The 24,823-nt window shown below is 69.9% G+C and carries 24 protein-coding genes; 16 read left to right on the top strand and 8 right to left on the bottom strand.

The genetic code is table 11. From position 1 onward, the window contains the following. Positions 1-53 precede the first annotated feature (53 nt). The gene (locus IFR14_RS05335; RefSeq protein ID WP_191940482.1) at positions 54-1,649 is read right to left on the bottom strand and encodes a PucR family transcriptional regulator; all 1,596 of its coding nucleotides are present in this window, start codon (positions 1,647-1,649) and stop codon (positions 54-56) included. A gap of 156 nt (positions 1,650-1,805) precedes the next feature. On the opposite strand from IFR14_RS05335, the gene gabT reads away from it, so the two are divergent. From gabT to IFR14_RS05280, 11 genes are all read left to right on the top strand, one after another. Continuing rightward, positions 1,806-3,170 (top strand): 4-aminobutyrate--2-oxoglutarate transaminase, encoded by a 1,365-nt coding sequence (gene gabT, locus IFR14_RS05330; RefSeq protein WP_191940481.1) that lies wholly within the window; start codon positions 1,806-1,808, stop codon positions 3,168-3,170. Between the two features lie 181 nt (positions 3,171-3,351). Next, a complete protein-coding gene (locus IFR14_RS05325; RefSeq protein ID WP_191940480.1) occupies positions 3,352-4,818 on the top strand; it encodes an NAD-dependent succinate-semialdehyde dehydrogenase in 1,467 nt (488 codons plus the stop codon). A gap of 265 nt (positions 4,819-5,083) precedes the next feature. Beyond that, a complete protein-coding gene (locus IFR14_RS05320; RefSeq protein WP_137242332.1) occupies positions 5,084-6,442 on the top strand; it encodes a flavin monoamine oxidase family protein in 1,359 nt (452 codons plus the stop codon). 255 nt (positions 6,443-6,697) lie between these two features. Then, positions 6,698-7,594 carry a universal stress protein gene (locus tag IFR14_RS05315; protein WP_079705049.1) on the top strand — a complete coding sequence of 299 codons (897 nt, stop codon included), beginning with the start codon at positions 6,698-6,700 and terminating at the stop codon, positions 7,592-7,594. Next, entirely contained in the window at positions 7,591-9,168 is a 1,578-nt protein-coding gene (locus IFR14_RS05310; protein WP_079705048.1) for an APC family permease, read from the top strand. Before IFR14_RS05315 ends, IFR14_RS05310 begins: the two co-directional genes overlap by 4 nt. A gap of 105 nt (positions 9,169-9,273) precedes the next feature. Continuing rightward, positions 9,274-9,534 carry a phosphoribosylformylglycinamidine synthase subunit PurS gene (gene purS / locus IFR14_RS05305; protein WP_064294182.1) on the top strand — a complete coding sequence of 87 codons (261 nt, stop codon included), beginning with the start codon at positions 9,274-9,276 and terminating at the stop codon, positions 9,532-9,534. Next, complete coding sequence (purQ, locus tag IFR14_RS05300) at positions 9,531-10,232, top strand: phosphoribosylformylglycinamidine synthase subunit PurQ (RefSeq protein WP_137242334.1); 702 nt, start codon at positions 9,531-9,533, stop codon at positions 10,230-10,232. The genes purS and purQ overlap by 4 nt, the downstream gene beginning before the upstream one ends. Positions 10,233-10,599: 367 nt before the next feature. Then, positions 10,600-11,307 (top strand): FadR/GntR family transcriptional regulator, encoded by a 708-nt coding sequence (locus IFR14_RS05295; RefSeq protein WP_191940479.1) that lies wholly within the window; start codon positions 10,600-10,602, stop codon positions 11,305-11,307. 781 nt (positions 11,308-12,088) lie between these two features. After that, the gene (locus tag IFR14_RS05290) at positions 12,089-13,360 is read left to right on the top strand and encodes an HNH endonuclease signature motif containing protein (RefSeq protein WP_191940478.1); all 1,272 of its coding nucleotides are present in this window, start codon (positions 12,089-12,091) and stop codon (positions 13,358-13,360) included. 559 nt (positions 13,361-13,919) lie between these two features. After that, positions 13,920-14,807 (top strand): NAD(P)-dependent oxidoreductase, encoded by an 888-nt coding sequence (locus IFR14_RS05285; RefSeq protein WP_191940477.1) that lies wholly within the window; start codon positions 13,920-13,922, stop codon positions 14,805-14,807. Beyond that, positions 14,804-16,057, top strand: coding sequence for a four-carbon acid sugar kinase family protein (locus IFR14_RS05280; RefSeq protein ID WP_191940476.1), 1,254 nt, complete (start codon positions 14,804-14,806; stop codon positions 16,055-16,057). The genes IFR14_RS05285 and IFR14_RS05280 overlap by 4 nt, the downstream gene beginning before the upstream one ends. Here IFR14_RS05280 and IFR14_RS05275 read toward each other — a convergent pair. Beyond that, the gene (locus tag IFR14_RS05275; protein ID WP_064294176.1) at positions 16,054-16,425 is read right to left on the bottom strand and encodes a winged helix-turn-helix transcriptional regulator; all 372 of its coding nucleotides are present in this window, start codon (positions 16,423-16,425) and stop codon (positions 16,054-16,056) included. The genes IFR14_RS05280 and IFR14_RS05275 overlap by 4 nt on opposite strands. Positions 16,426-16,541: 116 nt before the next feature. Between IFR14_RS05275 and IFR14_RS05270 the strand changes: the two genes are divergently transcribed. The 5 genes from IFR14_RS05270 (at position 16,542) to IFR14_RS05250 (ending at position 21,958) form a co-directional block, all read left to right on the top strand. After that, a complete protein-coding gene (locus IFR14_RS05270) occupies positions 16,542-17,399 on the top strand; it encodes an SDR family oxidoreductase (protein WP_191940475.1) in 858 nt (285 codons plus the stop codon). A gap of 213 nt (positions 17,400-17,612) precedes the next feature. Then, positions 17,613-19,316: an amidohydrolase gene (locus IFR14_RS05265; RefSeq protein ID WP_191940474.1), complete on the top strand. Its 1,704-nt coding sequence runs from the start codon at positions 17,613-17,615 to the stop codon at positions 19,314-19,316. Position 19,317: 1 nt separating this feature from the next. Beyond that, entirely contained in the window at positions 19,318-20,211 is an 894-nt protein-coding gene (locus IFR14_RS05260; protein WP_191940473.1) for an ABC transporter substrate-binding protein, read from the top strand. Between the two features lie 2 nt (positions 20,212-20,213). Continuing rightward, entirely contained in the window at positions 20,214-21,185 is a 972-nt protein-coding gene (locus tag IFR14_RS05255) for an amino acid ABC transporter permease (RefSeq protein WP_079705041.1), read from the top strand. Further along, complete coding sequence (locus IFR14_RS05250) at positions 21,182-21,958, top strand: amino acid ABC transporter ATP-binding protein (RefSeq protein ID WP_274598595.1); 777 nt, start codon at positions 21,182-21,184, stop codon at positions 21,956-21,958. Before IFR14_RS05255 ends, IFR14_RS05250 begins: the two co-directional genes overlap by 4 nt. 75 nt (positions 21,959-22,033) lie before the next feature. Here IFR14_RS05250 and IFR14_RS05245 read toward each other — a convergent pair whose 3' ends face one another. The 6 genes from IFR14_RS05245 to IFR14_RS05220 all read right to left on the bottom strand — a co-directional run bounded on the left by IFR14_RS05245 (position 22,034) and on the right by IFR14_RS05220 (position 24,685). Then, positions 22,034-22,252 (bottom strand): hypothetical protein, encoded by a 219-nt coding sequence (locus tag IFR14_RS05245; protein ID WP_064294172.1) that lies wholly within the window; start codon positions 22,250-22,252, stop codon positions 22,034-22,036. A gap of 151 nt (positions 22,253-22,403) precedes the next feature. Beyond that, the gene (locus tag IFR14_RS05240; protein ID WP_191940472.1) at positions 22,404-23,027 is read right to left on the bottom strand and encodes a hypothetical protein; all 624 of its coding nucleotides are present in this window, start codon (positions 23,025-23,027) and stop codon (positions 22,404-22,406) included. Further along, positions 23,024-23,632, bottom strand: coding sequence for a DUF6286 domain-containing protein (locus IFR14_RS05235; protein ID WP_191940471.1), 609 nt, complete (start codon positions 23,630-23,632; stop codon positions 23,024-23,026). The genes IFR14_RS05240 and IFR14_RS05235 overlap by 4 nt, the downstream gene beginning before the upstream one ends. Then, positions 23,629-24,042: a hypothetical protein gene (locus IFR14_RS05230; protein WP_191940470.1), complete on the bottom strand. Its 414-nt coding sequence runs from the start codon at positions 24,040-24,042 to the stop codon at positions 23,629-23,631. The genes IFR14_RS05235 and IFR14_RS05230 overlap by 4 nt, the downstream gene beginning before the upstream one ends. Further along, positions 24,039-24,230 carry a DUF2273 domain-containing protein gene (locus tag IFR14_RS05225; RefSeq protein ID WP_191940469.1) on the bottom strand — a complete coding sequence of 64 codons (192 nt, stop codon included), beginning with the start codon at positions 24,228-24,230 and terminating at the stop codon, positions 24,039-24,041. Before IFR14_RS05225 ends, IFR14_RS05230 begins: the two co-directional genes overlap by 4 nt. Next, on the bottom strand, positions 24,227-24,685 hold the full coding sequence (locus IFR14_RS05220; RefSeq protein WP_079001390.1) for an Asp23/Gls24 family envelope stress response protein: 459 nt from the start codon (positions 24,683-24,685) through the stop codon (positions 24,227-24,229). Before IFR14_RS05220 ends, IFR14_RS05225 begins: the two co-directional genes overlap by 4 nt. Between the last annotated feature and the right edge of the window lie 138 nt (positions 24,686-24,823).

Here is a 24,823-nt window from a genome sequence, read left to right as displayed (position 1 = left end):
CGCGCTGCCCCCTTCGTGGCTCCACGGAGCACACGCGCGCCGTGCGGTCGAGGCTACAGAACGGCCGCGCGGGACCGCAACGCATCGCCGTCCGGCAGGCTGACCAGCGCGAGCCAGAGTTCGGCCCGGGCGGCGAAGGTGTCGAGGGGTCGCCCGAGCACCTGTTCGACCCGGGTGATGCGGTTGCGGAGCGTGTGTCGATGGATCCCGAGTCGCCGCGCGGCGGGCTCCCACTGACCGTTCGCCTTGAGCCAGCCACGGAGGCTCGGCACGAGATCGGAGCCCTCCTCGCGGTCGACGCGGAGCACGGGCTCGAGCAGTTCCTCGGCCACGGCGGCGGCGCGGACGGGGTCGAGCAACCCGGCCATCCCCGCCGCGGCGAGCGCCCCGAACCGTACGACGGCCTCGCCGGCGGAGACGGCGTGCTCGTGTGCGGAGACCGCCTGCTCGATCCCGGTCGTCAGATCAGCGAGCGCGAGGGATCGGGAGAGGCCGAGCCGCCGAGCGGGGGCCGCCGCGATCACCGCCTCGACCGCCCGGTCGACGTCCGTCTCGGTGTCCCCCTCGGCCGGTGCGAGGAGCAGGACAGGCCGTCCGTCCTGCTCGGCGACGAAGAGCGAGCCCGGGCTGAGCGTCTCGGCCCGTTCCAGCTCGGTGAGGAGCGCCTCGCGCCCTTCGGTCGGCCCGGAGCAGACGCCGACACGAACCGCTCCGGTCGGCAACGGCGTACCGAGCTGTTCGGCGACCTCGCGCGCCGCGGTGGCCTGTCCGGCGCGGAGGAGCTGCCAGACGCCGGTGCGCAGCGAGCGCCCCGCCCGTCCGAGCGCGCCGCCCTGCTCGAGGGTGAGCCCGGCGATGGCGACGACGGAGGTCACGACGCTCTGGGCCGCGGCGTCCAACGGGCCATCGGTCCCGGCGATGGCGAGCACGCCCCGGAGGTCCCCACGCCGACCGAGGGTCTGGAGCGACACCGTCCGGGTGCGGCTCGCGAGCGTCGCACCCGACCGCTGTCCGCGGCTGAGGAGCATGGTGGCCTCGCCGGCCACCCGCTCCAGAAGGCGCTCGGTCTCGGGACCGGCGGAGGGCCCGTCGCCCGCGATCGCCACCGGCGTCGCATGCGCGTCGAAGAGCACGACCCAGGCACCGAGCGACCGCGCGAGTTCGGCGACGACGGCGGCCGTCGCGTCGGGTCGGAGTGCGGCGAACGCGATGGCGCGCTGGGCTCCCAGGGCCCAGGCGTCCCTCGCCCGCGCCGCCTCGGTGAGGAGGTCGGCCGCGTACCGGATGACGGCGATGAACGGCGTACGGTACGGGACCTCGATGAGCGGCATCCCGTGCGCCGCGCAGGCCTCGGCGAGTTCCGGCGGCGTCCCGGCCGTGATCACCTCAGTACCGAACCCCAGTCCGGCGACACCGGCGTCGGCGAGACGGGCGACGTACGCCTCGACCTGCGTCGTCGAGACCGCGGTCCCGAACTGCGTGCCCGTCGTGAGCAGCACCTGGTCGGCGAGAAGGAAGGGCGTGGGGTCCGGGAGGTCGGATCCGGAGACCCAGGCGACCTGCCGGTCGAGCGCGCCCTCGGACCCCGCCACCACGAGCTTCAGGCCGAGCGCACGGTGGTCGAGGAGGTCCTGCAGCGTCGGTGCCATGGCGTGAGTCTACGCACGGATGCCGGATCGTCCAACTGATGCCAGGTGCATGGACAGACTGTCGACTGCCTCGACGCGAGCCGCTGCCTAGCCTGGGTGCACTGCTCGCGGACGACCTCGGCGCCCCCGCCGGACGCGGCAGCCGAAGGAGTACCGATGACGAGCAGCACCGCAGCCCCCGCGCCCTCCATCCTCGGCGGACCCTCGCTCCCCCAGGAACGTCGCCTCGTCACCGCCATCCCCGGACCGATCTCCGAGGAACTCATGGCCCGGAAGCACGCCGCGGTCGCGTCCGGCGTCGGCACCACGATGCCGGTGTTCGCGGCCGGCGCGGGCGGTGGGGTCCTCGTCGACGTCGACGGCAACTCCCTGATCGACCTCGGGTCCGGCATCGCCGTGACCGGCGTGGGCAACAGCAACCCGCGCGTCGTGGAGGCCGTCACCCGACAGCTGCAGGAGTTCACCCACACCTGCTTCACCATCACCCCCTACGACTCCTACGTCGAGGTCGCCGAGGCGCTCAACCGCCTCACCCCCGGCGACCACACCAAGCGCACGGCGCTGTTCAACTCGGGCGCCGAAGCGGTCGAGAACGCGGTGAAGATCGCCCGCAGCCACACGAAGAAGCAGGCGGTCGTCGCCTTCGACCACGCGTACCACGGCCGCACGAACCTGACGATGGCCCTGACGGCGAAGTCCATGCCCTACAAGAGCGGTTTCGGCCCCTTCGCCTCCGAGGTGTACCGCGCTCCGTTGTCCTACCCCTTCCGCGACGGCGGACTGACCGGCCTCGAAGCGGCACAGCGCGCGATCACCCAGATCGAGAAGCAGATCGGCGCCGACAACCTCGCGGCGATCATCATCGAACCCATCCAGGGCGAGGGCGGCTTCATCGTCCCGGCGGACGGCTTCCTGCCGGCCCTGCTCGACTGGGCCCGCGCGAACGACGTCGTCTTCATCGCCGACGAGGTGCAGACCGGCTTCGCCCGCACGGGTGCGATGTTCGCGTCCGAGCACTTCGACATCGTGCCCGACCTCATCATCACCGCCAAGGGCATCGCGGGCGGCCTGCCACTCTCCGCCGTCACCGGACGCGCGGAGATCATGGACGCCCCGCACGCCGGCGGCCTCGGCGGCACCTACGGCGGCAACCCACTCGCCTGTGTCGCCGCCCTTGCAGCGATCGAAGCGTACGAGGAGGAGGACCTCGCAGCCTCGGCCCGGGCGATCGAAAGCCGCATCGTCGACCGATTCACCGCGGCGCAGGCCTCCGACCCCCGCATCGGCGACATCCGCGGGCGCGGCGCCATGATGGCGGTCGAGTTCGTCGACCCAGCGACCGGCGAGCCCGACGCCGCCCTCACGGCACGCGTCGCGAAGGCCGCCCACCAGGCCGGGGTGATCGTCCTCACCTGCGGCACCTACGGCAACGTGGTCCGCTTCCTCCCGCCGCTGACCATCCCCCTCGAGCTGCTCGACGAAGGACTCGACGTCGTCCTCGAGGCGCTCGCCGCGAACTGACGCCCCGCCCGCCGCTTCCTGAGCTTGTCGAAGGGCCGCCCTTCGACAAGCTCAGGGACCGAGGCGGCCCCCGCCCTTCGACAAGCTCAGGGACCGATGTGATCGTCCCCGAGCTTGTCGAGGGGCATGCACGCTGAAACACTGTGACCGACGGCACCGACACCACCAAGGAGCTCCACCCATGACCGACGCACGTGAAACCGATCTGCTCGCCAAGGTCCCGAACGGCCTGTTCATCGGAGGCGTCTGGCGCGACGCGGCGGAGGGCGCGACGCTCGACGTGAGCGACCCGTCCACCGGCGACGTCATCAAGACGATCGCGGACGCCTCGGTCGCCGACGGCACGGCGGCCCTCGACGCCGCGGTCGCAGCCCAGGACGAGTGGGCGGCGACCGCTCCCCGCACCCGCTCCAACATCCTCCGGAAGGCTTTCGACCTCCTCCAGGAGCGTCGCGAGGAGTTCGCCCTCCTCATGACGCTCGAGATGGGCAAGCCGCTCGCCGAGGCGAACGGCGAGGTCACCTACGGTGGTGAGTTCCTCCGCTGGTTCTCCGAGGAGGCCGTCCGCATCTCCGGACGCTACGGGTCGAACCCCGAGGGCACCGGCATGATGACCGTCTCGCAGCACCCCGTCGGTCCGTGCTTCCTCATCACCCCGTGGAACTTCCCCCTCGCGATGGCGACCCGCAAGATCGCCCCGGCGCTCGCCGCCGGCTGCACGGTCGTCGTCAAGCCCGCCGAGCTCACGCCGCTCACGACCCTGTACTTCGTGAAGCTGCTCGAGGACGCCGGGCTTCCCGCCGGCGTCGTGAACGTCATCACCACCTCCAGCTCCTCCGCGGTCTCCGGCCCGATCATCGCCGACCCGCGGCTCCGCAAACTGAGCTTCACGGGTTCGACGGCCGTCGGTCAGAAGCTCATCGAGCAGTCCGCGAAGAACGTCCTCCGCACCTCGATGGAGCTCGGCGGCAACGCCCCGTTCGTGGTGTTCGAGGACGCCGACCTCGATAAGGCCGTGGAGGGCGCGATGGCCGCCAAGTTCCGCAACATCGGACAGGCGTGCACCGCTGCGAACCGCTTCATCGTCCACCGCGACGTCGCGGACGAGTTCGCGAAGCGCGTCACCGACAAGGTGAACGCGTTCCGCATCGGTCGCGGCACCGAGGACGGCGTGACGATCGGTCCACTGATCGACGACCGCGCGGTCACGAAGGCGAAGACCCTCGTGGGCGACGCCGTCGAGCGCGGCGCCGAGGTCCTCACCGGCGGCGAGGCCGTCGACGGACCGGGCACCTTCTTCCAGCCGACGGTTGTCACCGGCGTCGTGCCGGGGTCCGACATCCTCCGCGAGGAGATCTTCGGCCCGGTCCTCGCGATCGTGCCGTTCGACGACGAGGACGAGGCCGTGCGGCTCGCGAACGACACCGAGTACGGGCTCGTCTCCTACGTGTTCACCACCGACCTCGCCCGCGGACAGCGCATGATCGGCCGTCTGCAGACCGGCATGATGGGCCTCAACGTCGGCGTCATCTCGAACGCCGCAGCACCGTTCGGTGGTGTCAAGCAGTCGGGCATCGGACGCGAAGGCGGACTCGAGGGCATCCACGAGTACCTGTACACGAAGTACACCATGACGCCCATCGGCTGACCCGCCTCGGTCGGCACAACGGAAACCGTCGCCGATCGCCGATACGACCGGCGACCTCGCCATCCTCGGTTCCATCCGACCGCCGGATCCGCCATACTCGACTATCGGCGCCGGTCCCGAGCACCAGCCGACACCAGCGCATCACCCCAGTCCCGAGCACCACCCGGTATCGAGAGCACCACCCGGCCCCGAGCACCACCCCGGTCACCCGAGCACCACCCCGGTCCCTGAGCTTGTCGAAGGGCCACGAACAGGAAGACACCTCATGAGCGCTATCGAACGCGACGTCGTCATCATCGGCGCCGGGGCCTCCGGGCTCACGGCCGCCACCAAGCTCCGCGCGGCGGGCCTGTCCGTCGCCGTCCTCGAGGCGCGCGACCGCGTCGGTGGTCGCCTCTGGACGAACCACATCGACGGAGCCATGCTCGAGCTGGGCGGCCAGTGGGTCTCCCCCGACCAGACCGCCCTGCTCGCCACGCTCGAGGAGCTCGGGCTCGACACCTACTCCCGCTACCGCGAGGGCGACAGCGTCTACGTCAATGCCGAGGGCGTGCGCACCCGCTTCACTGGCGACATCTTCCCCGTCGCCGAGTCGACCGCAGCCGAGATGGAGCGACTCATCACCCTGCTCGACGAGCTCGTGGAGGAGGTCGGCGTCACCGAGCCGTGGGCGCACGCCCGGGCGAAGGAGTACGACCGCATCTCGTGGAGCGCCTGGCTCGCCGAGCAGACGGACGACGTCGAGGCGCGCGACAACATCGCCCTCTTCATCGCCGCCGCGATGCTCACGAAGCCCTCCCACTCCTTCTCGCTCCTGCAGGCGCTCCTCATGGCGGCGTCCGCCGGCAGCTTCACCCACCTCGTCGAGGCCGACTTCATCCTCGACAAGCGCGTCGTCGGCGGCCTGCAGCAGGTTCCGATCAAGCTCGCCGAGGCCCTCGGCGACGACGTCCACCTGTCCTCGCCCGTGCGTCGCCTCGAGTGGTCCGACGCCGGCGTCTCGGCCGAGGCGGACAGCGTCACGGTCAACGCGCGGTACGCGATCGTCGCCGTCCCGCCGAACCTCTACTCCCGCATCGACTTCCAGCCGCCGCTGCCGCGCCTCAGCCACCAGATGCACCAGCACATGTCGCTCGGGCTCGTCATCAAGGTCCACGCCGTGTACGAGACGCCGTTCTGGCGCGAGGACGGCCTCTCGGCCACCGCGTTCAGCCCGTACGAGCTCGTCCACGAGGCCTACGACAACACGAACCACGAGGACCCGCGCGGCACGCTCGTCGGGTTCGTCTCGGACGAGCGCGCCGACGAGGTCTTCAAGCTGAGCGCCGAGGAGCGTCGCGAGCGGATCCTCACCTCCCTGTCCCACTACTACGGCGAGCAGGCGCTCTCCCCCGTCGTCTACTACGAGAGCGACTGGGGCAGCGAGGAGTGGACGCGCGGCGCGTACGCAGCGAGCTTCGACCTCGGTGGGCTCTCACGCTACGGCGCCATGCAGTCGACGCCGGTCGGTCCGATCTTCTGGTCGACGAGCGACCTCGCCGCCGAGGGCTACCAGCACGTTGACGGCGCGATCCGCAAGGGAGCCGACACCGCGGAGGCGATCATCGCCCGCCACCAGGCGTAAGCGTCTCCCGGTTCCTGAGCCTGTCGAAGGGCCTCGGCCCCTGCCCTTCGACAAGCTCAGGAACCGCGTGTCGAAGGGCGCTCCGCTCCCCGCCCACCGCCTCCGGTCCCTGAGCACCACTTCCGGTCCCTGAGCTTGTCGAAGGGCCACCCCCGTCGATACCCTGCACCAACGAAACACCCGCACACCGCCGTGCATCCTGGTCCCGGTCCCTGAGCTTGTCGAAGGGCGCACCCGATCGAAAGCGAACACCAGATGAGATACATCGTTGGCTACACCGATACGCCGGCGGGACGCGACGCGCTCGCGCTCGGCATCCGGATCGCTCGGACCACCGGCGCCCGGCTCGACATCGTCCTCGTACTCGCGAACGAGGAACGCCCGACGATCACCCCGGCCGATCCCGGGTACGAACGGTTCCTCCGTGAGACGGCCGACCGCTGGCTCGCCGAGGCGCTCGACGCGGTCCCCGCCGACATCACGGCCAAGACGCACCTCGTGTACGACGAGTCGTTCGCGGAGGGCCTCCTGGAGGCTTCCCGCATCCTCGAGGGCGGGCTCATCATCATCGGTGCGGCGCGCGGCGGACTGCTCGGCCGGTTCACGCTCGGCAGCGTCGCGAACACGCTCCTGCACTCAGCGGTCGTCCCGGTCGCCCTCGCTCCGGTCGGCAGCCGCGACCTCCTCGACGCGCAGCCCACCGGCGGCACGGTCAGCCGGATCACCTGCGCGATCGGCACCCGTGCCGGCGCGCACCAGCTGCTCGACGCGGCCATCGTCGTCGCCAAGAACGCGGTCATCCCGCTCCGCTTGGTCTCGCTCGTCGCGCTCGACCAGCCCGAGGGCGCCGAGCACCCCGAGGCGACCGCCCGGGCCGAGTCGCACGCGGCGGAAGTGCTCGCCTACGCGACCGAGCACCTGCCGAAGGACATCGACGTGACCACCGAGATCGCCTCGGGCACCCGCATCGAGGACGCCGTCTCGCACCTCGAGTGGAAGCCCGCGGAGATCGTGCTCGTCGGTTCCAGCCGACTCGCCACCCCCAAGCACCTCTTCCTCGGCTCCACGGCAGCGAAGATGCTGCGGGAGCTCCCCGTACCCATGGTGGTCGTGCCCCGCGACTCCGTGCTTACCCTCGGAGACCCGACATGACTCCTCCCGAAACCACTCCCCCGCGCGACGTCGCCCACCCCGAGACGACCGCGACGGGCGCCCTCTCCAAGAAGGGCCTCGGCGCGGGCACCGTCGGCCTCGTCGGCGCGATCGTCATCGGCATCTCGTGCATCGCCCCGGCGTACACCCTGACCGGTGCCCTCGGTCCGACCGTCGCGGAGGTCGGCACCCACGTGCCGGCCATCTTCCTCGTCGGTTTCATCCCGATGCTGCTCGTCGCCTTCGGCTACCGGGAGCTCAACAGCCGCATGCCGGACTCCGGCACCTCGTTCACCTGGGCGACGCGCGCGTTCGGCCCGTGGGTCGGTTGGATGGCCGGTTGGGGTCTCATCGCCGCGACCATCGTCGTGCTCTCGAACCTCGCGGGCATCGCGGTCGACTTCTTCTACCTGATGCTGTCGCAGATCTTCCAGAACCCCGACATCGCCGGCCTCACGTCGAACCCGTTCATCAACGTCATCACCTGTCTGGCGTTCATGCTCGGGGCGACGCTCATCTCCTACCGCGACATGCAGACGACGCAGAAGCTGCAGTACGTGCTCGTGGGCTTCCAGTTGCTCGTGATGGTGCTGTTCGGCATCGTCGCCTTCGCGCACGTCGCGGGCGGTGACGCGTTCGACGCCCTCCCGATCTCGCTCGACTGGTTCAACCCGTTCGCCGTCGGGTCGTTCAGCGCCTTCGCCGCCGGCCTCTCGCTCTCCATCTTCATCTTCTGGGGTTGGGACGTCACGCTGACGATGAGCGAGGAGACGAAGGGGTCGAGCTCGACGCCGGGCAAGGCCGCCACGGCCACGGTCGTCATCATCGTCGTCCTCTACCTGTTCCTGTCGGTCGCGCTCATCAACTACGCGGGCGTCGGCGACGGCGAGTTCGGGCTCGGCAACGAGGACATCCAGGGCAACGTGTTCTTCTCGCTCGCGGGGCCCATCCTCGGTCCGCTCGCGATCCTCGTGTCGATCGCGGTGCTGTCGTCCTCGGCCGCCTCGCTGCAGTCGACCTTCGTCTCCCCGGCGCGGACCCTGCTCGCGATGGGGCACTACGGCGCGCTGTCGCCGAAGTTCTCGAAGGTGCACCCGAAGTTCTTCACGCCCGGCTACGCGACGATCGTCTCGAGTGTCGTCGCGTCGGTGTTCTACGCGGTCATGCGCTTCATCTCCGAGGACGTGCTCTGGGACACGATCACGACCCTCGGCATGATGATCTGCTTCTACTACGGCCTGACGGCGTTCGCGTGCGTCTGGTACTTCCGGAAGCAGTGGTTCTCGAGCGCACGGAACTTCTTCTTCCAGTTCTTCTCCCCGCTCGTCGGCGGTCTCATCCTGGGCGTGCTCTTCTTCACCACGATCATCGAGAGCGCGGACCCCGACTACGGCAGCGGCTCGAACATCGGCGGTGTCGGGCTCGTGTTCATCCTCGGCATGATCATCATCGTGGCGGGCATCGTCATCATGCTCATCCAGGCGAAGCTCCGACCGGACTTCTTCCGCAACAAGACGCTCGCCCGCGGCATCGCCGGCGACGCGAACGAAGCGGACGCAGCCCTCCCCGAATGACCCGATGACCTCGACGCCCGTCCGACGCACCGCCGTCGGACGGGCGTCGTGCGCTCGGCGCTAGACTGTTCGCATCCCCGCCGCGTCGCAACGAAAGAGACCTCCGTGCCGACCATCGTCGTAGAAGTCATGCCGAAAGCCGAACTGCTGGACCCCCAGGGCAAGGCCGTCGCCGGCGCCCTCGCGCGTCTCGGCAAGAGCGAGTTCACCGATGTCCGCATCGGCAAGCGCTTCGAGCTCACGGTCGACGGCCCCATCACCGACGCCACGCGCGCCACGGTGCAGCAGATCGCCGACGACATCCTCTCGAACGCCGTGATCGAGGACGTCGTGGCCATCCACTACCCCGAGGGCTCCGAGGCATGACGACCCGTATCGGTGTCATCACCTTCCCCGGTTCGCTCGACGACCGCGACGCCCAGCGCGCGGTCCGCATGGCGGGTGCCGAGGCCGTCGCGCTCTGGCACGGCGACCACGACCTCCAGGGTGTCGACGCCGTCATCCTGCCGGGTGGCTTCAGCTATGGCGACTACCTCCGCGCCGGCGCGATCGCCGCGGTCTCGCCGATCATGACCGAGCTGAAGGACGCCGCCGGCAAGGGCATGCCGATCCTCGGGATCTGCAACGGCTTCCAGATGCTCGTCGAGGCGCACCTGCTGCCCGGCGGCCTCATCCGGAACGCCCACCAGCAGTTCATCCGTCGCGACCAGCTGCTCACGGTCGAGAACGCCGACACCGCCTGGACCCACCAGTTCTCGAAGGGGCAGGAGATCACCATCCCGCTCAAGAACGCCGACGGCGGCTACATCGCCGACGCCGAGACTCTGGCACGCGTCGAGGGCGAGGGCCTGGTCGCCTTCCGCTACGCGGGCGTGAACCCGAACGGTTCGCTCGACGACATCGCCGGCCTCACGAACCCCGCTGGCAACGTCGTCGGGCTCATGCCGCACCCCGAGCACGCGATCGAGCCGGGCTTCGGTCCCGACACCCCGCTCGCCATGCGCTCCGGTGTCGACGGTCTCGCCTTCTTCACGAGCGCCGTGCAGGCCCTCCAGGCGGTCTAGCCAACACACGTCGTTTCCACGCCCGTCCCGATCCGTCGGGGCGGGCGTGTTGCGTCGGTGGAGGGATCCCGCAGCGCCGCCCAGGTCCCTGAGCGCCGCCCGGTCCCTGAGCCTCAATCCGATCCCTGAGCCCCACCCCGGTCACTGAGCCCCAATCCGGTCACTGAGCCCCAATCCGGTCTCTGAGCCTCAACCCGGTCCCAGAGCGCCAATCCGGTCCCCGAGCCCCCATCAGGTCCCTAAGCCCCAATCCGGTCCCTAAGCCCCAATCCGGTCCCTGAGCCCCAATCTGGTCCCTGAGCTTGTCGAAGGGCGGCCCGCACCACCGGCTACCATCGACACTGGTCGGACCAATCGAGGGGGCAGCATGGCGGAGCCGCTCGAAGCGCTCGTGGCGAGGCTCGTCGAACTGGCCACGCCGGAGCCCGGCACCACCGCGCGGCGCCTGCCGCCGGAACGCGAACTCGGCGAGGCACTGCAGATGAGCCGCGGTGCCCTTCGCGAACAGCTCGCGGTCCTCGAACGGCTCGGCTTCCTCCACCGCACTCAGGGTCGGGGCACCTCCATCGACGCTCCTGGCGACGACTTCGTCCGCAGTTGGTTCACCATCTCCCGTCAGCTGGGCTACCTGTCCGACGGCCAGTTCGCCCGGTCGCGCATGATGCTGGAGGAGACCGTCGCCGAGGCGGCGGCCGGTCTCGTCACCGACGAAGCGGTCGCGGTGCTGCGCGACGACGTCGATCGCATGATCGCCGCGACGCTCGCCGGGGATCACGATGCGGCGCTCGAGGCCGACGTCGACTTCCACAGCCGACTGAACGCCATCGTCGACGACCCGATCTTCCGACTCATGCACGAGGGCTTCAGTCACGTGCTGCGCGAGACGATCCGGCAGCGTCGATTCCGCGCGATCGAGGTGGAGCAGCCGGACGAGCGAGGCGTCCGGCGGACCGACAGCGTGCACTACGCCGTCGTCGACGCCCTGGCAGCTCGAGACGCCGAGGCCGCCCGACGCGCGATGCGCCAGCACTTCGAGGACTGGTTGCAGCTCGAAGCCGACGACGGCGCGAGCTGACGCGTCGCGACCCCGACGCCGTCCGGGCAACCTCAACCGGTCCCTGCCCCTGTCGAAGGGCCCGCGGAACACATCCAAACCGGCGCACCCTCCCACTCACCAACCCCGTCGACGAGCAACCCTTCCCCGCTCCCTGAGCTTGTCGAAGGGCCAACGATGGAACCCCGCGAGTCCGGCCACACCCCTCCGGCCTCCGAGTCTGTCGAAGTGCCCACGTCAGCACTTCGACAAGCTCAGTGACCGGAAGAGGTGCATGCGAAAACCCTCCGGTCCCAGAGCACCCCCTCCGGTACCCGAGCAACCCCCTCCGGTCCCTGAAGCACCCCCTCCGGTCCCTGAGCTTGTCGAAGGGCACACGGAGGAACCCTGCGAATCCGGTATGCCTCCTCCGGTCCCTGAGCCTGTCGAAGGGCCCACGGAGGAACCCTGCGAATCCGGTATGCCTCCTCCGGTCCCTGAGCTTGTCGAAGGGCACGCGGAGAACCTTGCGAATCCGGTACGCCCCCTCCGCTCCCTGAGCCTGTCGAAGGGCACACGGATGAACCCCGCGAATCCGGCATACCTCCTCCGCTCCCTGAGCCTGTCGAAGGGCACACGGATGAACCCCGCGAATCCGGCATACCCCCTCCGGTCCTGAGCCTGTCGAAGGGCACACGGATGAACCCCGCGAATCCGGTATGCCCCCTCCGGCCCCTGAGCCTGTCGAAGGGCACACGAGCAACTTCCACAACCGCTTCGACTCAGCATCTGGAATGTCAGTGGTCCGTGGTGGACTTGTTCCATGACCGAGACCACCTCCGCCGCGATCCGCGCGAGCGACGAGTACGCCGCGCGGCTGGTGGAGTTCTCGGACGAATACGCGGAGATCCAACGGCTGCGAGCAGCGCTCGATGCACGAGAGGCCCGGCTCCTGGCCCGCTCCGCCGCATACGCGGACGCCTTCGCAGACGTCACGGTCCCGGCGATCTTCCCGCCCGCGGAACGGCAGGCGCTCTCGCGCCGGTCGACCTGCGCAGCCCTCGCGATGGCGACCCGCACGCCCGAGCGGACCGTCCAGCGGGCGACGAACGACGCGGAACGGCTCGTCAACGACGCACCGGCCGTGCTGGCCTCCCTCGAAGCCGGCCGCATCTCGGCGCGGCACGCGCAGACGATCATCGACCAACTCAGTGATGTGCCGACCGCAGGGCGCACGGCGTTCCTCGCTGAGGTCCTGCCGGTCGCGGAAGAGTCCACCAACGCGAACCTCCGCAGGCGAGCCCGCGTCCTGCGCGAGCGCCTCCACCCCGAATCGATCACCGCCCGAGCGGTCCGCTCCGAAGCTGACCGCCGGGTCGAGTTCGAACCCGCAGCCGACGGCATGGCGTGGGTGCACCTCTTCACCACGGCGCCGATCGCGCAGGGCATCATCGAGCGGGTCGAAGCAGCGGCGGCGGAGTCACGCAAGGCCGGTGACACCCGCACCTGCGCCCAGCTGCAGGCGGACGCCCTCGCGGCGCTCGCGCTCACCGGGGTGACCCAGGAAGATGTGATGACGAGCCCGGTCCTGCCGCACCCGATCGAGGTGCAGGAGCACATCAAGCCCACCGTGCAGATCACCGTCCCGGCGCTCAGCATGGCAGGTGCCAGCGACGCGCCGGCCACGCTCGACGGGTACGGTCCGATCGATCCGGAAACCGCTGCACGTATCGCGGTGAACGCACCAAGCTTCACCCGGATCCTCGTCCAACCGGAAACGGGTGCGATCCTCTCCGTCGGCCGCAATCAGTACCGGGTTCCGGCTAACCTCCAGCGCGCGGTGCGCCGCCGGGACGGCACCTGTCGGGCACCGGGCTGCAGGCGACGAGCCAGAGCCTGCGACCTCGACCATTCCGTGGCATGGGACGACGGCGGGACGACAGATGTCGGCAATCTTGCCTGTCTCTGCCGACATCACCACCGCCTGAAACACCTCCCCGGCTGGAACCTCGACCACGGGCCCGGCGGGGTCCTCGATTGGACGACACCCGACGGGAAACACCATCGAACGGAACCGGACCCCGCCCCGTTCTGACCTCCGTCGGTCCCTGAGCCCGTCGAAGGGTTCCTCGTGGGCACTTCGACAAGCTCAGTGACCGGAAGAGGTGTACCCGGAACGACGAGGAGTCCTCGTGGGCACTTCGACAAGCTCAGTGACCGGCAGAGGTGAACCCGGAACGCTTCGGTACACGAGCCAGTCGAAGGGTTCCTCGTGGGCACTTCGACAGGCTCAGTGACCGGGCTGGCCTGTGCTCGCACGCTTTCGGTCCCTGAGCCTGTCGAAGGGCACTCGGGTCGCGCCGCCTCGATGAGCGGGAGAGGTTCACCCGGATGGCCCGGTCCCTGAGCCCGTCGAAGGGCAGCCGAGCCGCGCCACCTCGGCCATCGGGCTAGGGTTCTACGAATCACCCTCGATCGCTGAGCTGCGCCGCAGTGCGCCTGTCGACGGGTCCTCGGGGGCATTTCGACAAGCTCAATGGCCGGAAGGAGCCGCGTACCCCGTGTCGACGGGCAGCCGGGCGCCCACCACCGGGCGCTTGCCCGTGTCGACACCGGCGGCTACGATTGGTCCAACCAATCCACCGGAGGACGCCATGGCATCGACGCCACTGCCCGCACGCACCATCACCTTCGTCGGTATCGGCGCGATCGGCCTGCCGATGGCCACCCAGCTCGCCGCGGCCGGCCACCGGGTCACGGGCGTCGACCCCTTCCCCGCCGCACGGGAACGCGCGGACGCCGCCGGCATCAGCGCGGTCGAGTCGATCACCGAGGCGCCACAGGCCGACACCGTCGTGGTCATGGTCGCGACGCCCGACCAGCTCGCCGAACTCGTCACCCTCGCCCTCGCCGCCACCGATCCCTCCGGCCAGACCTGGATCATCATGAGCACCGTCGGCCCCGCCTCCGTCGTCGAGCAGGCCGCCCGTCTCGAAGCCGCGGGCGCAGCGGTCGTCGACGCACCGGTCACCGGCGGCGTGGCACGCGCCAGCACCGGCGAGCTCACCATGTTCGTATCCGGATCCCCCGCCGCCACCGCGGCCGCAGCGGAGCCGCTCGCCGCCCTCGGCACAGCCAGGCTCGTCGGCGAAGCCATCGGCGACGGCCAGGCGATCAAGGTCGTCAACCAGCACCTCTGCGCGGTGCACATCGCCGCTGCCGCCGAAGCCCTCGCCCTCGCGTCCTCGCTCGGCCTCGACCCGGCGGCCGTCCTCCCCCTCGTCGAGTCCGGTGCAGCCGCGTCCTGGATGCTGTCGGACCGTGGACCCCGCATGCTGCAGGACACCGATGCCCCGGTGATGAGCCGCGTCGACATCTTCGTCAAGGACACCGGCCTCGTCGCCGATGCGGCGAGCGCCGCCGGAGCCGCGACCCCCGTCCTCGACGCAGCGCGCGAACGCTTCCTCGCCGCTGCGGCGTCCGGCCTCGGCGCACGCGACGACTCCCGAGTGATCGAGACCTACCAGGAGCCCCACGCATGAAGACCCTCATCCTCGACGACGACCCCACGGGCACGCAGTCGGCCTCCGGCGTCGACGTCCTGCTGGAGTGGGACGCCGACCTCATCGAGCAGGCCCTCGGCGGAGCCGACGCGGTCTACCTGCTCACCAACACCCGCGCCGTCCCGGAGGACGAGGCCGTCGCGCTCCTGGAACGCACCCGCGAGCAGGCGGCGGAGGCCGGCCGTCGTCTCGGAGAACGCATCCACATCGTCCTCCGAGGTGACTCGACCCTGCGCGGGCACGTGTTCCCCGAGACCGCCGTCTTCACCGGGGACCGCAGCATCATCGTGTTCGTTCCGGCCTTCCCGGAGGGCGGGCGCACGACGATCGACGGCACCCACTACGTCCGGATCGGTGACGAGACACTGCCGGCCCACGAGACGGAGTACGCCCAGGACCCCGTCTTCCCGTTCCGCTCGGGACACCTGCCGGACTACGTGCGCGAACAGTCCGGGCGGGAGGCCGCCCACTTCGGTCTGGCGGGTCTCCGCGACGGCGCCGCCGAGTTCCGTGCAGCTCTCCGCGAAGCCGTTCCCGGAACGGTGCTCCTTCCGGACGTGGAGACGGGAGACGACGTCCGGATCATCGCGCAGGCCATCACGGCGGCCTGGGCCGACGGAGCCGACGTGGTCGTCCGGTCCGCGTCCCCCCTCGCTGCGGCCATCGCGGGCGTCGAGAGCGACGGGCTCCTCCCCTCGCCGCTCGTCGCGGAGCCGGTCGCCGCGCTCCTCGTCTGCGGCTCCCACACCATCGGTGCGACGCGACAGCTTGCGCCCGTCGAGGCGGCGTTCGGCCCCGCCGAGATCGTCCCCACGAGCGACGCCCTCCAGGATGCCGTCGCCACCGGACGGGCCGTGGCGGAGGCCGCTCGAGCGAGACTCGCCGCGACGGGGTTCGCCGCGATCTCGTCCGAGCGGGAACGGGACGCCTCGCACAATACGCTCGACCACGGCGAGCGGGTGATGATCGCGCTGACGTCGGCGACCGCCGCGCTCCGACGATCGGTGGAGGTCGTCGTGTCGAAGGGCGGCATCACCTCCGCCGAGGTCGCCCGGGTCGGCCTCGGCGCCAGGCGGGCGCGCGTCCTCGGGCAGGTACTGCCCGGGGTCTCGGTGTGGAGCGTGGTGACACCCGAGGACGAGGAGAAGCTCTACGTGGTCGTCCCGGGGAACGTCGGCGACCCATCGACGCTCGTGGACGTCCTTGCGGCACTCGGCCGGACCGCCTAGCGTCCGAGGATCTCCGACGCGTTGTGGTCGATCCACGCCATCAAGGGCATCAGGTGCTCGTTGAGGTCGCGACCCCGGTCGCTCAGGCTGTACTCGACGCGAGGCGGGATCTCGGGGTGCGCGACGCGGACGACGAGGCCGTCCTCCTCGAGCGTGCGGAGCGTCTGGGCCAGCATCTTCTCGCTGATGCCCTGGACCACCCGTCGCAGCTCACCCCAGCGATGGGTGCCGTCGGACAGCGCCAGGAGGACGAGGACGCCCCACTTGCTGGTCACGTGGTCGAGCACCGTGCGCGAGGGGCAGGCGGCAGGCAGGATGCCGTCGGTGAATCCGGGGCGTCTTCCCAGCTGCGTGTCTACGCTTGTCATGACTCATTCCTTACTTATTGGACAGTAGCTTACCTCAAAGTGGGTACTGCAGATCGGGAAGTAATGTGATCGGAAGCGGGTTCCTCCTCAGCGAACCCCATCGAAAGGACCCTCACATGTCTCTCGTCGTCACCGGAGCCACCGGCCAGCTCGGCCACCTCGTCGTCGAGCACCTGCTCGCCCGCGGCACCGACCCCGCCACCATCGTCGCCACCGGCCGCCGGACCGAGGCGCTCGCCGATCTCGCTGCGCAGGGCGTCCGCACCGCGAAGGTCGACTTCGCCGACCCGGCCACCCTCGACGCCGCCCTCGAGGCCGGCGACACGGTCCTGCTCGTCTCCAGCAGCGAGGTCGGCCAGCGCGTCGCCCAGCACGCCGCGGTCATCGACGCCGCCAAGCGCGCCGGCGTCGCCCGCCTCGTCTACACGAGCGCGCTCCGGGCCGACACCTCCCCGCTGATCCTCGCCCCCGAGCACAAGGCGACCGAGGAGCTCATCCACGCGTCCGGCCTCCCCTTCACCATCCTCCGCAACGGCTGGTACACCGAGAACTACGGCCAGTCCGTCGACCAGGCCAAGGCGACCGGATCGTTCGTCGGGAGCGTCGGCGACGGTCTCGTGTCGAGCGCGTCGCGTACCGACTACGCGGAGGCGGCCGCCGTCGTCCTCACGACCGACGGCCACGAGGGCAAGGCCTACGAGCTCGCCGGCGACGTCGCGTGGTCGCACAACGAGCTGGCGCAGGCGATCGGCGAGGTCATCGGCCGCGAGGTCGCGTACCAGGACCTCTCCCCCGAGGACCACCTGACGGCCCTGCTGGCTGCCGGTCTCGATGAGGGCACCGCGGGATTCGTCGTCGCCCTCGATGGCAACACCCGTGACGGGCTCCTCGCCGACACGAGCGGCGACCTCGGTCGGCTGATCGGGCGTCCGACCACGCCCCTGATCGAAGGACTGCGCACGCTCGTCGCCTGAGCCGCGTCCACACCTCCTGCAATCAGCCGGGCCCGGAGCACATGCTCCGGGCCCGTTCGCGTGCACTGACGCCACGGCTGGAGGAATCCGTTGCAGAAACGCGATCCGACGCACGAATCCGTCACCTCGATCCGGGTTATGCTCTCGATACCGCTAGCGCGCCGAGGATGACGCGCCGGCCAGACGGCACCACCGACGCTTCGAGCAGGTGATATGACGAGCAACGCGGACACGGTCTTCACCGGAGGCACCGTCTTCCGGAACGCCCTGCTCACGCCGCAGACCGGTGCCGTCGCCGTCTCCGACGGCCGGATCGTCGCCCTCGACGCCGACGCGCGCGCGGCGATCGGTCCCGACACCGAGATCGTGGACCTCCGAGGCGGTCTCCTGCTCCCCGGCTTCGTCGACGCGCACGTCCACCCCGTCGAGGCCGGACTCGAACAGCTCGCGTGCGACCTGTCGGCCGAGCGCACCCCCGAGGAGTACCTCGCCACGATCGCGGCCTACGCCGAGGCCCACCCCGAGCGCCCGTGGATCGTCGGCGGCGGCTGGCAACAGGCCGCCTTCCCCGGCGGCACCCCGCTCGCCGCTGACCTCGACCGAGTGGTGCCCGACCGCCCCGTCTTCCTCCAGAACCGCGACCACCACGGCGCCTGGGTGAACACCGCGGCACTCCGCCTCGCCGGCATCGACCACACCACACCGGACCCCGCCGACGGCCGGATCGAGCGGGACGCGGACGGCACCCCGAACGGCATGCTCCACGAGGGTGCCCGCTCGCTCGTGTCCCGGTTCGTCCCGGTCGACACCGACGAGGACGTCGCGGCCGCCCTCGTCGCAGCCCAGCAGACCCTCCACAGCTTCGGCGTCACCGGCTGGCAGGACGCGATCGTCGGCGACTATGGCAGCCACACCGACACGAGCGACGCCTACCTGCAGGCCATGGCGGACGGGTCGCTCACCAGCGACGTCGTGGGGGCGCTCTGGTGGGACCGGGATCGTGGGCTCGAGCAGATCGACGACCTCGTTGCACGCCGCGCCGCGATCGCACGCCGCGCCGCAGCCCTCGGGACGACGACCGGGCGCTTCACCGCGGGCACCGTCAAGATCATGCAGGATGGCATCCCCGAGAACCGCACCGCGGCGATGATCGACCCCTACCTCCGCACCTGCCACTGCGGTGACACCGCGCCCGAGCACGGCATCTCCTTCCTGGAGCCCGCCATCCTCATCGAGGCGGTCACGAGACTCGACGCCGCGGGGTTCCAGGTCCACTTCCACGCGATCGGCGACCGGGCGGTCCGCGAGTGCCTCGACGCCCTCGAGGCCGCGCGGGAGCGCAACGGCGAGAGCGACAACCGGCATCACATCGCGCACGTGCAGATCGTCCATCCCGACGACCTGCCGCGGTTCGCCCGACTCGGCGTCACGATGAACATGCAGGCGCTCTGGGCCACGTGGGAGCCTCAGATGCTCGAGCTGAACCTGCCCCTGCTCGGCGACGAACGCGCCTCCTGGCAGTATCCGTTCGGCGATGCGGCACGACTCGGCACCCTGCTCTGCGCCGGATCGGACTGGCCCGTCACGACCCCCGACCCGTGGCAGGCCCTGCATGTGGCCGTCAACCGGACGCTGCCGGCCGACGATCCCGACCACCACCCCGAACCACTGAACCCCGGCCAGTCGCTGACGCTCGGAGCGGCGATCGGCGCGTACACCCACGGGTCCAACCGGATCGACCACCGCGACGACACCGGAGTGATCGAGGTCGGCGCCGTCGCAGACCTCGTCCTCGTCGATCGTGACCCGTTCGCCGGCCCCACCACCGAGATAGCGCACACCAGGACCCTCGGGACCTGGATCGCCGGACGCCGCGTCTTCACCTCCACCACCACATCAACCGAGCAAGGAACCTGACATGAAGAACCGATACCTGCTCCCGGCCGCACTCACGGCCGCCGCCGCGCTACTGCTCACCGGCTGCGTCAACAACGAGGTCGCCACGCCCGACGCCACCGGCTCCACGGCCGCGGTGACGGTCGACAAGGCCGCCGAGGCCCTGCTCCCCGACGACATCCGTCAGGCCGGCAAGCTCATCCTCGGCACCGACGCGACCTACGCGCCCAACGAGTTCAAGGACGCGAACGGCGACCCGATCGGGTGGGAGATCGAGCTCGCCGACGCGATGGCCGGCAAGCTCGGCCTCACCACCGACTACCAGGTGGCGAAGTTCGACAACATCATCCCGAGCATCACCGGTGGCAAGTACGACGTCGGGCTGTCGTCCTTCTTCGACACCAAGGAACGTCAGCAGCAGGTCGACATGGTCGACTACTTCACGGCCGGGATCCAGTGGGCCACCCTCGCGGGCAAGTCCGTCGACCCCGACGACGCCTGCGGGCTGAAGGTCGCCGTCCAGAACGGCACGACGGAGGCCCTCGACGACGTCCCCGCCAAGTCGCAGGCCTGCACCGACGCCGGCAAGCCCGCGATCGAGGCCCTCGGCTACGACACGCAGGACGAGGCGACGGCAGCAGTCACGCTCGGCCGCGCCGACGCGATGACCGCCGACTCACCGGTCGTGCAGTACGCCGTCCAGCAGAGCGACGGGAAGCTCGAGCTCTCCGGTGACGTCTACTCGACGTTCCTCTACGGCATGCCGATCGCCAAGGACCGCGGCGACCTCGGCAAGGCCCTCCAGGCCGCCCTGCAGTCCCTCATGGACGACGGCACCTACGGCTCGATCCTGAGCAAGTGGGGCGTCGAGTCCGGCGCCATCGACAAGATCGACATCAACGGCGCGACGAGTTGACCATGAGCGACTCCAGAACCACCGGAACGGCGTCCGCGCCCCCGGTGCCGTTGAAGGTCGTCAAGCTCCGCCATCCCTGGCGGAACGTGTTCGCCGTCATCATCGTGCTGTTGCTCGTCGCCTTCGTGGTCGACGCGGCGACGCGGCCGGCGTACGACTGGCCGGCCGTCGGCAAGTACGTCTTCGACCGGCGGATCACCATGGCAGCGCTCATCACGCTGCAGCTGACGGTGTACTCGATGATCGGCGCCATCGTCCTCGGCGTCGTGCTCGCGATCATGCGACTGTCACCGAATCCGGTGCTCAAGGCCATCGCATGGGGCTTCGTCTGGCTGTTCCGCGGGACGCCGGTCTACGTGCAGCTGGTCTTCTGGGGCCTGCTCGCGACGATCTACCCGACGCTCAACATCGGCCTGCCGTTCCTCCCGCCGATCGCGCAGCTGCCGACGGACGCCGCGCTGAACACGTTCTGGATCGCCGTCATCGGGCTGGCACTCAACGAGGCCGCCTACATGTCGGAGATCGTGCGCGCCGGTCTGCTGTCGGTGGACCGCGGACAGGAGGAGGCGTCGACGGCGCTCGGGATGAGCTGGGCGCAGACGATGCGGCGGGTCATCCTGCCGCAGTCGATGCGGATCATCATCCCGCCGACCGGCAACGAGGTGATCTCGATGCTCAAGACCACCTCGCTCGTGACGGCCGTCCCGTTCACGCAGGAGCTCTACACGAGGTCGCGGGACATCTCGTCCGAGACGTTCAACCCGATCCCGTTGCTCATCGTCGCGTCGCTCTGGTACCTGCTGTTCACCTCGATCCTGATGGTGGGTCAGTACTTCCTGGAGAAGCGGTTCGCGCGCGGGCTCACCCGGATCGACGCGGGGGCACCGGTCACGACCGAGGCCATCCAGGTCCAGGAGGCGGAGGCGCGCGCGAAACAGAGCCCCGCCGACGGCGAGAGCGGAGAACGACGATGACGATCACGGACACGACCGACATGGTCCGCGCCGAGGGCGTGGTGAAGTCCTTCGGCTCGAACACGGTGCTCAAGGACATCTCCCTGACGGTGCGACGCGGCGAGGTGATGTGCCTGGTCGGGCCGTCGGGCTCCGGTAAGTCGACCTTCCTGCGCTGCATCAACCACCTGGAGCGGGTCGACGGCGGACGGTTGCTCGTCGAGGGTGACCTCATCGGATACCGCGAGCGGGGCGACAAGCTCTACGAGCTGAAGCCCAAGGAAGCGGCGAAGCAGCGGCGCGACATCGGCATGGTGTTCCAGCGGTTCAACCTGTTCCCCCACATGACGGCGCTCGAGAACATCATCGAGGCGCCCATGCAGGTGAAGGGCCAACGGCGCGCGGTCGCCGAGCAGCGCGGCCGGGAACTCCTGGACCGGGTCGGTCTGAGCGACAAGGCGGCTGCGTACCCCGGCCACCTGTCGGGCGGTCAGCAGCAGCGGGTCGCGATCGCGCGGGCCCTCGCGATGGACCCGAAGCTCATGCTGTTCGACGAGCCGACCTCGGCACTCGACCCGGAGCTGGTCGGCGAGGTCCTCGACGTCATGAAGGGGCTCGCGAAGGACGGCATGACGATGATCGTCGTCACGCACGAGATGGGGTTCGCCCGGGAGGTGGCCGACTCGCTCGTGTTCATGGACGGCGGCGTCGTCGTGGAGACGGGAGCACCTCGCGAGGTGCTCGCCAATCCGCAGCACGCCAGGACGCGCGCGTTCCTGTCGAAGGTGTTGTGAGCACGAACGCCGCCCGCTCCCCCAGACCTGGGCGAGCGGGCGGCGTTCTGCCCGAGGACGGGCGGACGAAGGGGCTCAGTGGAGCTTCTTCTGGACTTCCTTCTGGGCCTTCGCCGTGGCCTTCTTCGCGTTCTTCACGGCCTTCTTGCGCGCCTTCTCGACGCGAGGGTCGTTCCAGAACTCTTCTGCGGCGTGCTTGATCTCGCGGTACCGGGTGCGTCCGGCCTTCGCGCCGAGCGTGTAGGCACCGAAGGCGATGAGGCCGACGATGATGAGGAGGATCTTCTTACCCATGGTGTTGCTCCCTCTCCCACGGATCGCCGTGGGGCGTTGATGTGTCCCGATGGTTCATCCCGCGACACTGGCATTCTGCGACGCGTGGCTGCGGATCAGCCGATTCGGACGGGGGCTTGCAATTGCACCGGCATGTCCGGATCAGTGACGGTCACTGGAGGACGCGCTTCGGCTTGGCGGCGCGGAAGCCGCCACCGACCTCGACGAGGACGGGGAGCTCGACGCCGAGCAGGCGGTCGAGCGACTCCACCGCCGTGCTGACGGTCTCCACCGCCGTGCGGGGCGAGACGCCGCGCCGGCAGGTGACGGCGACCTTGAGCGCCTGCGCCCGGTTCACGTCCCAGGCGGAGACCCGGACCGACGAGAACGCTTCGGTGTCGTCGAGCGCATCGCCGAGCGCGTTGGCCGCCACGTCCGTCTCGAGCACGATGTCGCCGTGCTCGACGGTCGCGCGATGCACGACGCCGGAACGGCCGCGACCCTGGCGCAGGACGAACGAGATGAGCAGGGCGGCGACGATCACGAGCAGCACGATCCCGGCGATCGGGACGAGGACCGGGGCCGTCTGACCGGCGTCCGCGCCGGGCGCCGCGGCGAACGGGTTCCAGGCGAACCAGCCGTCGATCGTGTCGAGCACGGCGTTCCGGTTGTCGCGCCACCAGTCGGCGACGACGGGCACGGTGACGACGGCGAGCGCCGCCGCCCCGATCACGACGAACACGAGTCCGATGAGGAGGATGAGCAGACGGTTCAGTCCGCGGTTGGTGGAGTTCACTGTCCGACCTTCCCGTTCGACGAGATGGAGGTGGTCGCCCGGAGCGACGGCTGCAGGCCGAACGCGTCGAGGTCTGCGGCGACGGCGCGGTCGACCTCGGACCGGTCGACGGGCATGCCGCTGGCGGGGGTGATCCGGATCGCGGCGCTCCGCCGGCCGACGGCCACGGAGGTGCCGTCAGGATGCGTGGCAGCCGTCGTCGAAGCGCGCTGCGCGAGGGCCGACGCGATGACCTCGTCGTCGACGACCGCGAGCACGCGCCCGGTCGACAACAGGTGGCGGTGCCGACGTCCCGGTCCGAGCGCGATCCCGATGAGGATCACCCCGAGCAGGAGCACGAGTGGCCCCGCGACACCGAGGATGACGGGTTGCGTCGTCGGCAGGCTGGCCGCGGCTCCCGGGATCTCACCCGGGGCGACGAGGAGCGGGCGGACGCCGATGAGGGCGAGCACCGTCTCCACGGCGATCCAGAGCGCGACGAGCACGAGCAGGACCGCGAGGAGGATCGCGGCGGTCGAGCGCGGCGAGTGCAGTTCGCGACGAGCCAGGCGCCGGAGCACCCTCGTCGGGCCGGCGGCCGGGGTCGTGGCTGCGGTGGCGGTCATGAGACGCGTCCTTCCTGGTCGATCTCGAGTCCGCTCACGCGGATGGAGACGCGCGAGACGCTCGAACCGGACAACTGCTCGACGCGAGCGGCGATGGCACCGGTGGCGGCCGAGACCCGTTCGACGATGGAGCCCCCTGAACGCTGGAGCGCGTCGGAGGTGGCCGAGACGCGCGCCAGTGGGATCGCGCGCATCGGCGAGGTGACGATGAGCGCGAGTGCACCCCGGTCGTCGGCGAGCTCGACCTTCACGCGTCCCGCCGGGACCCCGAGCGATTCGGCCGCGATGTTCACGGCGACGTGCTCGAGGGCCTTCGCGGTGATCCGCGTCCGGCCCGGCCCGCCGTGCGGGTGCACGCCGGGAGCTTCGGCGACCGAGGGGACACCCCGGTCGAGGACGGCGGTGGTCATGACGAGACGCGCTTCCCGCGGACGGCGTCGACGATCGCGTTCAGGTCTGTCTGGCCGGTGACGATGCGGGCCACGAGGGCGCCGATCCCCATCGCGACCGCGACGAACACGAACGCCCAGAACCCGAAGGCCACCCAGCTGAGTGCGAGGACGGCACCGATCAGGATGCCGGTGTTGGAGGCGGTCACTGGACTCGCGCCTCGGCGTTCTGGTCCTCGTCGTCGGACGGGATGAAGACGTCGCTGACGGTCACGTTGACCTCGGTGACCTCCATGCCGACGAACTGCTCGATCGCGCGGATGATGGAGGCGCGGACCTCGCTCGCGACGGCCTGCAGGTCGACCGGGTAGTCGGCGACGATCACGACGTCGACGGCGACCTGGGTCTCGCCGACCTCGACGCGGATGCCCTGCGACAGGTCGGAGGAGCCGATGGCGTCGCGAATGGCACCGAAGGCACGGGCTGCGCCACCACCGAGGGCGTGCACGCCGCGGACCTCGCGGGCTGCGATGCCGGCGATCTTCGCGACCACGCCGTTGTCGATGACCGTCTTGCCGTGGGTGTTCGTCTGCGTGGCGGCGTTGTTCTCGCCGACGACACCCTTCGTGACGGTGGGCTTCGGGGAGTTGGTGGTGTTCGACATGGTGTTGCCCTTCCTGGTTCGTCTCGAGCGAGCGGTTGATCGCTTCGTTGGTGATAGGACGCAACCATCGCACCGATCGTCACGGTCGATCTCGAAGCTCGTGAAGAGACCGCGAATCAGGCACCGCACCGTGACGAA

This window comes from Plantibacter sp. CFBP 8775, assembly GCF_014839505.1.
GTDB classification, from domain to species: Bacteria; Actinomycetota; Actinomycetes; order Actinomycetales; family Microbacteriaceae; genus Plantibacter; species Plantibacter auratus.
This window is presented reverse-complemented; position numbering and strand designations above follow the sequence as displayed.